Source organism: Gallibacterium genomosp. 1 (assembly GCF_001678575.1).
Classification (GTDB): Bacteria; Pseudomonadota; Gammaproteobacteria; order Enterobacterales; family Pasteurellaceae; genus Gallibacterium.
In genome coordinates this window covers 1-10695 of record NZ_JTJP01000040.1, presented here as the reverse complement: position 1 = coordinate 10695, position 10695 = coordinate 1, and the positions used below count along the sequence as shown (strand labels likewise).

Annotated in this window: 11 protein-coding genes and 1 other RNA gene; 8 read left to right on the top strand and 4 right to left on the bottom strand. The window is 37.5% G+C overall.

Features of this window, described 5'->3' with window-relative positions; genetic code table 11:
- Window positions 1-226 precede the first annotated feature (226 nt).
- Genes znuC through QV04_RS07970 form a run of 4 tightly spaced genes read left to right on the top strand, consistent with a single transcriptional unit; the run spans window position 227 to window position 2779 of the window.
- Window positions 227-1012 carry a zinc ABC transporter ATP-binding protein ZnuC gene (znuC, locus tag QV04_RS07985; RefSeq protein ID WP_065231520.1) on the top strand — a complete coding sequence of 262 codons (786 nt, stop codon included), beginning with the start codon at window positions 227-229 and terminating at the stop codon, window positions 1010-1012.
- An 8-nt stretch (window positions 1013-1020) separates the two neighbouring features.
- Window positions 1021-1806, top strand: coding sequence for a zinc ABC transporter permease subunit ZnuB (gene znuB / locus QV04_RS07980; protein WP_065231519.1), 786 nt, complete (start codon window positions 1021-1023; stop codon window positions 1804-1806).
- 2 nt (window positions 1807-1808) lie between these two features.
- On the top strand, window positions 1809-2225 hold the full coding sequence (locus QV04_RS07975; protein ID WP_039135761.1) for a group III truncated hemoglobin: 417 nt from the start codon (window positions 1809-1811) through the stop codon (window positions 2223-2225).
- A gap of 2 nt (window positions 2226-2227) precedes the next feature.
- Window positions 2228-2779, top strand: coding sequence for a DNA-3-methyladenine glycosylase I (locus tag QV04_RS07970; RefSeq protein WP_065231518.1), 552 nt, complete (start codon window positions 2228-2230; stop codon window positions 2777-2779).
- A 308-nt stretch (window positions 2780-3087) separates the two neighbouring features.
- Here the strand turns inward: QV04_RS07970 and ssrA are convergent.
- Window positions 3088-3454, bottom strand: a transfer-messenger RNA (tmRNA) gene (gene ssrA / locus QV04_RS07965).
- Window positions 3455-3537: 83 nt separating this feature from the next.
- A complete protein-coding gene (locus QV04_RS07960) occupies window positions 3538-4431 on the bottom strand; it encodes a Dyp-type peroxidase (RefSeq protein WP_065233367.1) in 894 nt (297 codons plus the stop codon).
- Window positions 4432-4632: 201 nt separating this feature from the next.
- On the opposite strand from QV04_RS07960, the gene guaB reads away from it, so the two are divergent.
- The 4 genes from guaB to QV04_RS07940 all read left to right on the top strand — a co-directional run bounded on the left by guaB (window position 4633) and on the right by QV04_RS07940 (window position 9474).
- Complete coding sequence (guaB, locus tag QV04_RS07955) at window positions 4633-6102, top strand: IMP dehydrogenase (protein WP_039135764.1); 1470 nt, start codon at window positions 4633-4635, stop codon at window positions 6100-6102.
- A gap of 89 nt (window positions 6103-6191) precedes the next feature.
- Window positions 6192-6479: a hypothetical protein gene (locus tag QV04_RS07950; RefSeq protein ID WP_156548350.1), complete on the top strand. Its 288-nt coding sequence runs from the start codon at window positions 6192-6194 to the stop codon at window positions 6477-6479.
- Between the two features lie 30 nt (window positions 6480-6509).
- On the top strand, window positions 6510-8069 hold the full coding sequence (gene guaA, locus QV04_RS07945; RefSeq protein WP_065233366.1) for a glutamine-hydrolyzing GMP synthase: 1560 nt from the start codon (window positions 6510-6512) through the stop codon (window positions 8067-8069).
- A gap of 205 nt (window positions 8070-8274) precedes the next feature.
- A complete protein-coding gene (locus QV04_RS07940; protein WP_065233365.1) occupies window positions 8275-9474 on the top strand; it encodes a tyrosine-type recombinase/integrase in 1200 nt (399 codons plus the stop codon).
- A gap of 182 nt (window positions 9475-9656) precedes the next feature.
- Here QV04_RS07940 and QV04_RS07935 read toward each other — a convergent pair whose 3' ends face one another.
- Window positions 9657-10298, bottom strand: a complete 642-nt coding sequence (locus QV04_RS07935) for a hypothetical protein (RefSeq protein ID WP_156548347.1) — start codon at window positions 10296-10298, stop codon at window positions 9657-9659.
- On the bottom strand, window positions 10249-10695 hold a 447-nt coding region (locus tag QV04_RS11655), incomplete at its 5' end, for a hypothetical protein (protein ID WP_197494815.1). The genes QV04_RS11655 and QV04_RS07935, both read right to left, overlap by 50 nt.

Genomic DNA, 10695 nt, shown 5'->3' with positions numbered 1-10695 from the left:
AACGATCTCTGGCTAATTTAATATGTTGCATTTTAATTAACTCAAATAACTAACTCATATAATCTATTTTGAATTGAAATAAGACATAATATTAACGGAAAAATTCCCCCTTTTTAGGAACATATTTCATTAAATGCATAAATCTTAAACATTATCTAAAAATTTATTTGATCCCCTACAGGATTTGCATAAAATACAGACCGATTTTTAGAAAGGTACCGTTATTATGCACACTTCACAACCGCCCCTAGTTGAATTAAAAAATATTTCAGTTGAGTTTAATAACAAAATTGTATTGCAAGATGTTTCGTTATCAATTCAACCACGCTCCATCACTACTATCGTTGGGCCGAACGGCGGTGGAAAATCTACTTTGCTTAAAGTTTTGTTAAAACTGATTATGCCTAAGAGTGGATCTGTCCACTATGCTGCCAATACCAAAATTGGTTATGTACCACAAAAAATACATTTGGATAACTCATTCCCTATTACAGTAAAAAAATTTCTTTCACTTAAACCGAAAACAACGAAACAGGATATTGAAAAGGTACTACAATTGCTTTCTATCACCCGTTTGGGGGAACAAAGTATGCAAAAATTATCCGGTGGAGAAATGCAACGTGTTCTATTGGCGCGTGCTATCTTGAACAAACCTAATCTATTGGTATTGGATGAGCCAACTCAAGGTGTTGATATTATTGGGCAAAATGAACTTTACCAGTTAATTAATCAAATGAGGGAACGATTTGATTGTGCTGTACTAATGGTTTCTCACGATCTACATTTAGTGATGGCAAAAACCGATCACGTACTCTGCATCAATCATCATATCTGTTGTGAAGGTACACCGGACTCCATCAGTGCTCATCCGAATTTTATTAACTTTTTTAACAATCAGAATGAACAGAATGTTGCTATTTATACGCACCATCATAATCATAAACACAATCTACACGGTGATGTCTGCTGTTCTGGCGAACATCATTCTGCTGATTGCCAACATCAACATTAAGGTTAATTATGTTTGAAATTATTTTTCCTGCTTGGATAACCGGCATTATTTTATCTTTAATCACAGCCCCACTCGGTGCTTTTGTTGTTTGGCGGAAAATGGCTTATTTTGGAGACACCCTGTCACATTCCGCATTACTCGGTATTGCTTTGGGCATCGCTTTTAATTTTAATCCTTATATCGCCATTCTTTTACTGATTATTTTATTAGCGCTTATTCTGGTTTGGTTAGAAAACAACACCCATTTTGCTGCTGATACCTTGCTCGGTATTATTGCTCACACTTCTCTTTCATTAGGTGTAGTTACTATTGGCTTAATTGGCGGCGTCAGAGTCGATTTAATGAATTATCTGTTCGGCGATCTGCTCGCCATTACTTATCAAGATTTACTCTGGATAGGTATTGGCGTTATTTTAGTATTGAGTATTCTATGTTACTTCTGGCAAGCATTGATTTCTGCCACAGTAAACCCGGAATTAGCACAAATTGAAGGGATTGATGTCAAAAAAGGACGCATTGTGTTAATGTTGCTAACTGCCATTACGATTGCATTAAGTATGAAATTTGTCGGCGCATTAATTATTACCTCTCTACTGATTATTCCTGCTGCTACTGCTCGCCGTTTTTCCCGCACACCGGAAAGTATGGCAATTATTGCCGTGGTAATCAGTATGATTGCAGTAACCGGAGGATTACTACTCTCGGCATTTTATGATACAGCTGCCGGTCCATCTGTGGTGATTTGTTCTGCTTTACTATTTGTTTTATCATTATTCAAAAAACAACAGGAGTAGCTATGAGCAAACTTTTAGAAGATCGTAATGATATTGAACTACTGGTTAATCGCTTTTATGATTCGCTTTTAGCCGATGAAAGAATTGGATATATGTTCGCTCATCTACGCGGAAAACATTGGCAAACCCATTTAGAAAAAATGTATCGATTTTGGGAAAGTAATATTTTTGATATGGAAAGTTATCAAGGAAATCCAATGTTGGCACATATCAAAATACACAACCGCCAGCCAATGAGCGAAGAGATGTTCGCTATTTGGCTATCTCACTGGCAAAATACGGTAAATCAGCTCTTCTACGGCGAAAAAGCTGAAAAAGCCCTTTTTCGAGCGGCGACAATTAAAGATTTGATGCAACAACGTGTACTCACTGATGAGCTACCAATGTTTATGCAGAAAATCAGACCAATTCGAGGTTAATAATGAGCTATTGTGATTATGTTAATCAATTAGCGGAGGATGAAGATCCATTTAATAAATCATATCACGATCATCGTTATGGTTTTCCGATTGAAGATGATAATGAGCTGTTTGCCCGTTTAGTAATGGAAATTAATCAAGCAGGGCTTAGCTGGACGTTGATCTTAAAGAAAGAACAGGGCTTTCGACTTGCTTATGACCAATTCAATATCGCAAAAGTGGCTAACTATAATGATGAAGATCGCCAACGCTTATTGAATAATCCGGATATTATTCGCAATCGTCTTAAAATTAATGCCGCTATTTATAATGCCAAACAGATCTTACAACTACAGCAACAATTCGGTTCATTTAAAACGTGGCTCGATCATCACTATCCCCAAACACTACCCGAATGGGTCAAACTGTTTAAAAAACAGTTTAAATTTGTTGGCGGAGAAATTGTTAATGAATTTCTTATGAGTACTGGTTACTTACCGAACGCTCACGATAAAACCTGCCCGCTTTATCAAAAAATTCTACAAACAAATGTGAAATGGAAAGAATCATCTTGAATTGGTGATGTAGTAATTTGTCTACTATGCCAAGAAATAGCCAATGCTATTTAAATGGTGTTATTACAGGAGCTAAAGACAAATCATCAAAATGAGGAATGTGGGACAAAATCAGAAAATTTCATCAACCCTTGTCCTATAATGGTTTATAGAATTGATGTAACGTTTTATAAAACCATTATTTAAAAAGTTACATCAACGTTACATCAATCTTGAAAACAAATGCAATCCTATGCAATAAATAAAAATGACCTTTTTTATATTTTTCAATAACTTGCAACGCTATGCAATGTTATGAATATAACCAGTGGTGGAGCTGGGGGGAGTTGAACCCCCGTCCGAAATTCCTCTACCTTCAGCACTACATGTTTAGTCTAGTCTTTAATTTCACTTAATCACTGCGGACAGACACGCGATAACTAAGCTAGTTTGATTCAATTTAGTGTTTCGATCCTCAAACGGCGGCTTCCACACGATCTCGTTTAAGTTGACTCCTCTTTAATCCCCGTCTTACGAGCGGAAGCTAGGGAGAGAAGGCTTTACGCAGGTTATTAAGCTGCTAAAGCGTAGTTTTCGTCATTTGCGACTATTGTTTTGCGGTTTATTTACGAGGCCTACCGCACCTCGACATGCACCTTAGGCTTTGCTAATCCCGTCGAATCCTAGATCAGCCCCAAAATTGGGCAACAGTTTAACAGAAAGAAAAAAAAAGAAAAGTTAAAGTTATCCTTTCTTTATTAGAAAGAATAACTTTTAAGCTATAAATTTAATAAACGTTCTAGAGAAGGTGCAAAATAGTAACTGCCTGTTACTGGTTTAGTAAAACCTAATAGTCGATCTGTTTTTCCGTCTAATTCTCCAAACATACTAAGTAACTGCTGTTCAATATTGTGAAGCTTACTGCAATAAGCAATGAAATATAAACCGTGTTTACCACTTACTGTACCATAAGGTAAGCTTTGGCGAATGATTTTTAAGCCTTTTCCATTTTCTTTTAAATCAACACGACCAACGTGTGAGGTCGGTGGCACATCATCAAGTTCAACACTATCCGGTTTCGTTCTTCCAATAACTTGTTCTTGTTTTTGCTGATCTAATTTTTGCCATTTATCCAATTGGTGTTCCCAACGTTGAGCGAATACATAACTACCATCTTTATCTATTCCGTCAGCCACCAGCCCAATTGATCTGCGTAATTCATCTCCTACTGGATTTTCAGTTCCATCAATAAAACCTGTAAGATCTCGTTCTTCTACCCAGCGGAAACCGTGAGTTTCTTCTTTAACCTCAATTGCTTCACCAAAAATTTGTAACGCTTGCTGTGCAAGAGAAAAATTTACATCATGTCGCAACGAGAGAATATGAATTAATAAATCATTCTGTGTTGCAGGTGCTGCCAAATTTCCCTTTCCTAATTGAGTAAAAGATTTTAATTCTGTCGCATCAGCCTGATTAGATAACTCTCTCCAGGCATCATTACCAAAGGCTACAATACTATAAAGATGTGCATCAGGATATTGTTGTTGTAATGCTTCTGTTGCTTTGACCAAAGCTCTGCAGGATTGAGCAACTGCCGAAAAATCAATAATGTTTGCTTCAATAAAAATTGCTGCTTTGCAGTGTTCTAATAAAATGCCTGTTTGTGCTGTCATACTTTCCCCTATTTGTTTCAATAAAAATAATTGAACGTTATTATAATGCAAATGGGGAAAAGGTTGAGGCATTATTTTTAAGCAAACGTTTGCTTAAAAATATTAAAAGAGATTTTCATTTCAATCAAAAATCTGTATAATGCCGCCGCAATATTTTTCAATCATTTTATTTATTAACTTTTAACAAAGAGAGATATTGCAATGCTTAGAGTAATTAAAGAAGCCCTCACCTTCGATGATGTTCTTCTTGTTCCTGCACATTCCACCGTATTACCAAATACGGCAAATCTTTCAACCCAGCTTACTCAAAAAATCCGTTTAAATATCCCTATTCTGTCTGCCGCGATGGATACCGTAACTGAAGCCAAAATGGCGATTGCACTTGCACAGGAAGGTGGTATCGGCTTTATCCATAAAAATATGAGTATTGAACGCCAAGCTGAGCGTGTACGTAAAGTGAAAAAATTTGAAAGCGGTATTGTTAATGATCCAATTACCGTACGCCCAACTACGACACTCGCTGAAGTAGCAGAATTGACAAAGAAAAATAAATTTGCTGGATATCCAGTGACTTCAGAAGATGGGGATTTATTAGGAATCGTAACCGGTCGTGATACTCGTTTTGTTTCTGATTTATCGTTACCAGTTACATCAGTAATGACACCAAAAGAACGACTTGTAACTGTAACTGAAGGCAATTCATTCGATCGGGATCATATTTTTGCCTTGATGCATCGTCATCGTGTGGAAAAAATCTTAGTAGTTAATGAGCAATTTAAATTAAAAGGGATGATTACCCTTAAAGATTACCAAAAATCTGAACAGAAACCAAATGCCTGTAAAGATGAATTTGGACGTTTACGCGTTGGTGCAGCGGTTGGTGCCGGAGCTGGTAATGAAGCTAGAATTGATGCTTTAGTAAAAGCAGGTGTAGATGTTTTATTAATTGACTCGTCTCACGGTCATTCTGAAGGTGTGTTACAGCGTGTGCGTGAAACACGTGCAAAATATCCTGATTTACAAATTATTGCTGGTAACGTAGCGACTGCTGAAGGTGCGATTGCTTTAGCTGATGCTGGTGCGAGTGCAGTGAAAATTGGAATTGGGCCAGGTTCAATCTGTACAACTCGTATCGTGACAGGGGTAGGCGTGCCGCAAATTACAGCAATTGCTGATGCAGCAGAAGCATTAAAAGATCGCGGTATTCCTGTTATTGCAGATGGTGGTATTCGTTATTCAGGTGATATTGCCAAAGCGATTGCTGCTGGTGCATATTGTGTGATGGTAGGTTCAATGTTAGCTGGAACAGAAGAAGCTCCAGGCGAAATTGAACTTTATCAAGGACGTGCTTTTAAATCTTACCGTGGTATGGGGTCTTTAGGGGCGATGGCAAAAGGTTCATCAGATCGCTACTTCCAAAGCGATAACGCCGCCGACAAACTCGTGCCAGAAGGCATCGAAGGACGCATTCCATACAAAGGCTACTTAAAAGAAATTATCCACCAACAAATGGGCGGTTTACGTTCTTGTATGGGCTTAACGGGCTGTGCCACCATTGAAGATCTCCGCACCAAAGCCCAATTTGTGCGAATCAGCGGTGCAGGTATTAAAGAAAGCCACGTCCATGATGTTACCATCACCAAAGAAGCGCCAAATTATAGAATGGGGTAAATAAAAGTGCGGTCAATTTTTTGGAGGTTTTATAGATGAAATTTATTAGGATGTTAAGTTTAAGCACTCTACTATTAACAGGATGTGCAATGTTTTATCCTGAATACAGTGGAGAAAGTACAGCTGATTCTCAATTAAAATCTGATACTGAGCGAGCTTTAATTTTCCCATTTGTGCATTACTATAGTTGTTCTATAGGAAAGATAAAAATTCATACACAAATATTAAATGTTGAACAAGAGCCTAATAGTAATACATTAAAATTGGCTCAAGAATTATGGAAAGTAAATGCTTGCGGAAATCTTAAAGATATTTATATAGATTTCATCCCTGATGGACATGGTGGCACTTTTATAAAAAGTAGATTTACACCTTAAAAATATTATTAATTCTGAGAAAAATAAAAAATGAACAACATCCACAATCACAAAATTTTAATCTTAGACTTTGGTTCGCAATATACCCAATTAATCGCACGCCGTATTCGTGAAATTGGCGTTTATTGTGAATTATGGGCATGGGACGTTGCAGAAGAACAAATCCGTGAATTTAATCCAACGGGGATTATTCTTTCAGGCGGGCCTGAAAGCACCACGGAAGAAAACAGCCCACGAGCGCCTGAATATGTGTTTAACGCGGGCGTGCCTGTGTTAGGCATTTGTTACGGAATGCAAACAATGGCAATGCAGCTTGGCGGTTTAACCGAAACTTCCGATCACCGCGAATTTGGCTATGCCTCTGTTTTGCTTAAAAATACCACCGCACTTTTCGCGGGCTTAGATGATGGCGATCACAAGTTAGATGTTTGGATGAGCCACGGCGATAAAGTTACCCAATTACCACCGCACTTTCAAATCACGGGAACAACGCCAACTTGCCCGATTGCAGCGATGTCCGATGAAAGCCGTCATTTCTACGGTGTGCAATTCCACCCAGAAGTTACCCACACCAAGAGTGGCTTAGCCCTTTTGACCAATTTTGTGGTGAATATCTGCGGTAGTGAACGCAACTGGACACCAGAAAACATTATCGAAGATGCCGTTGCTCGCATTAAAGCACAGGTGGGTGATGATGAAGTGATTTTAGGGTTGTCCGGTGGCGTGGATTCTTCCGTTACTGCTCTATTATTACATCGCGCTATTGGTAAAAACTTACACTGTGTTTTCGTGGATAATGGCTTGCTGCGCCTAAACGAAGCCGATCAAGTTATGGAAATGTTTGGCGATAAATTCGGTCTAAATATTATCCGTGTCGATGCTGAAGATCGTTTCTTAAATGCGTTAAAAGGTATTGAAGATCCGGAAGCAAAACGAAAAACAATCGGTAAAGTATTCGTTGAGGTTTTCGATGATGAATCTAAGAAATTAACTAGCGTAAAATGGTTGGCACAAGGCACTATTTACCCTGATGTAATCGAATCCGCTGCTAGCAAAACGGGTAAAGCACACGTTATCAAATCTCACCATAACGTAGGCGGTTTACCCGATTATATGAAACTTGGCTTAGTCGAACCTTTACGTGAGCTATTTAAAGACGAAGTGCGTAAAATCGGTTTAGCACTTGGTTTGCCTGCTGAAATGCTCAATCGTCATCCATTCCCAGGTCCGGGGTTAGGTGTACGTGTACTTGGTGAAGTGAAAAAAGAATATTGCGATTTACTTCGTCGTGCCGATGCAATCTTTATCGAAGAACTTTACAATTCGGGCTGGTACTATAAAGTTAGCCAAGCGTTTACCGTATTTTTACCAGTCAAATCCGTTGGTGTAATGGGAGATGGACGTAAATATGATTGGGTTGTTTCCTTGCGTGCGGTAGAAACTATTGATTTTATGACAGCACATTGGGCTCATTTACCTTATGATTTGATCGGTAAAATCTCCAACCGTATTATTAATGAAGTGGATGGTATTTCTCGTGTGGTTTATGATGTCAGCGGAAAACCTCCTGCAACGATTGAGTGGGAATAAAATCTTCGTATTTCATAACATATCACTATATTTCAAAATAAAGATAAAGCCTTGTTATGCAAGGCTTTTACCGTTTCAATGTATTTCATAGCATTTCAAGTTATATCAAATTTTTTGCGGTATAAATGTCGGTGTAATATTGCGTAACTCTTAAAAAAGATCAAAAATACCGTCAAATTAATAACGGTATATTTGGAGATATATTATGCTTACCGATACAAAAATCAAGTCTTTGAAACCTAAAGAGAAATTGTATAAAGTTTCTGATCGTGACGGACTTTATGTTGCGGTATTAACATCAGGCTCTATCGTTTTTCGATATGACTATAGAATTAATGGAAGACGTGAAACTTTGACGATTGGTAAGTATGGCGTTGATGGAATTAACCTATCTAAAGCTAGAGAGCTATTGATGATTGCTCGAAAACAAGTTAGTGAGGGAATTTCTCCTGCTGCTGAGAAACGTAATACGAAAAATCAAATTCGTAATGCGGAACGATTTTCTGCGTTTGCGGAAAGATATTTGGAAGATGTTAGATTGGCGGAAAGCACAAAAGCATTACGTATTGCGACTTATGAACGAGACATCAAAAATACTTTCGGTAATCGATTGATGACAGAAATTACCTCAGATGAGATTCGGCGGCATTGTGAAAAAATAAAAGACAGGGGTGCACCATCCACAGCTATTTTTGTAAGAGATTTGATTGCAAATGTGTATCGTTATGCGATTGCTCGTGGGCATAAATATACTAATCCTGCTGATGAAATTTCTAATTCATCCATTGCCACATTTAAAAAACGCGAACGTGTGTTATCTCCGCGAGAAATCCATTTGTTTTTTAACGCTTTGGATGAAATGCAGTCTGATTTTGCTTTACGTAAAGCAGTAAAATTTATTTTGCTAACTTTGGTGAGAAAAGGGGAATTAATCAATGCGACTTGGGATGAGGTTAACTTTAAAAATAAAGTATGGACGATCCCAGCTGAAAGAATGAAAGCAAAGCGGATGCACAATGTTTATTTGTCAGAACAGGCCCTTGATTTAATTATTGCTTTTCAAATTTATTCTGAGGGTTCGCCATATCTGTTACCAGGGCGAATAAATAGAAGAAAACCAATTGCGAACAGTTCTATTAACCGAGTAATTGATCACTGTATTAAATATATAAACCGTGAAAAACCTCTAATTGATTATTTTACGGTTCATGATTTACGCAGAACTGGTTCAACGTTATTGCACGAAATGGGCTTTAATAGTGACTGGATTGAAAAATCTCTTGCCCACGAACAACAGGGAGTTCGCGCTGTGTATAACAAGGCAGAATATGAAGTACAAAGACGTGAGATGATGCAAGCGTGGGCAGACAAGGTTGATGAGTGGATTAGAGGTGAAGGGATTTAATATTAAGTGTAGAAGATCAAACCCAATCTGACAACCATCCGTTTAAAAATGAGTGCCTGTCATATTATGGTTGATCTTCTACAAATTAGTCCAATAATTGTCGCTCTACTTCAGCACTGCTTCCTTGTAATTTAGTATTTCACAATTAATAGGGAAATTACTTTTAAAGTCCTTTAAAGGTTTTATCCAATCTCAATTGGATAACCACCTTTTCCTGTGAATTCAAAAGTTTTTTGATGATGTGGCCATAATACCCCTTCGGAAGATGGTATCAAAGAATCTGCCTCTAAGTAGATATCACGAGTATCTCTACTTCCCTCACTAATGAAATCATCGCTATATGTCAATGTCGCTACTTGCCAACCTCGTTTTAATAATTGATCTTCCGGGTTTGATTGAGCGTAAGAAGTAAGTAATTCTACAGCACGCTTATCATCAATACCAACATCACTTGGGCTAGGTTTAATAGTTATGCCATAAGTTGGATATAGCGTGTAACTTAACTTAATGTCCTGTTCAAGCTTGTCATAAATGACATCAAGTCGTTCATCTTCGATGTCTTTTCCATCTTCACACTCATAAATTCTATAATGGTTGATATTCTCATCAATTTCTTGAGCGTAATAATTTACCACTTTGACTCGTTCCATTTCTGTTAAATTAGGTGCGTAGATTTCATTTTTTGTAGATGGCAATAACTTAAGTTGTTTCATAAATTCTGAGGCAGTGGCGGCATTAATTACGGCAAAGCGCTCTTTATTTTGGACATCACAATCAATAATCAATAGGTTCAATAAAAAAGCGGTATTTTGTGAAAAATGCACCATTTTCTAGATAGAAACGTATCTCATTTTCTCCAATATTAAACTGCTGATTATCCGCAGCTAAAGTGATTTCTGTAACACTAGATGAAACTAAAATTTTAGGATTTTGATTAATTTGATAGGCTGTATCAACGCTTAGCCCAGTAAGTTTGATTCGGTAATTGGCGCTGTATCTTATCGTTTCTACAGGATTATCATTCTCTAACATCGTCAATTGTGGATTATAACCCGGTGTAATGAAGTATTTCGGAAATGGTGTTCCTCTCTGCTTGATTACATACATTAGAAAATGGCGTTTAATCAACTTATCCAATTCACTTGTATCTAAACGATAATTTTTTTCTCTAGCTTGTTGGTAAAAGACATTAAGGTTTTCCGGTGTTAGCACAGAGAAAAA

Coding starts and splice junctions, on each gene's coding strand:
- znuC (WP_065231520.1), top strand. CDS start 227: ATGCACACTTCACAACCGCCCCTAGTTGAATTAAAAAATATTTCAGTT.
- znuB (WP_065231519.1), top strand. CDS start 1,021: ATGTTTGAAATTATTTTTCCTGCTTGGATAACCGGCATTATTTTATCT.
- QV04_RS07975 (WP_039135761.1), top strand. CDS start 1,809: ATGAGCAAACTTTTAGAAGATCGTAATGATATTGAACTACTGGTTAAT.
- QV04_RS07970 (WP_065231518.1), top strand. CDS start 2,228: ATGAGCTATTGTGATTATGTTAATCAATTAGCGGAGGATGAAGATCCA.
- QV04_RS07960 (WP_065233367.1), bottom strand. CDS start 4,431: ATGACAGCACAAACAGGCATTTTATTAGAACACTGCAAAGCAGCAATT.
- guaB (WP_039135764.1), top strand. CDS start 4,633: ATGCTTAGAGTAATTAAAGAAGCCCTCACCTTCGATGATGTTCTTCTT.
- QV04_RS07950 (WP_156548350.1), top strand. CDS start 6,192: ATGTTTTATCCTGAATACAGTGGAGAAAGTACAGCTGATTCTCAATTA.
- guaA (WP_065233366.1), top strand. CDS start 6,510: ATGAACAACATCCACAATCACAAAATTTTAATCTTAGACTTTGGTTCG.
- QV04_RS07940 (WP_065233365.1), top strand. CDS start 8,275: ATGCTTACCGATACAAAAATCAAGTCTTTGAAACCTAAAGAGAAATTG.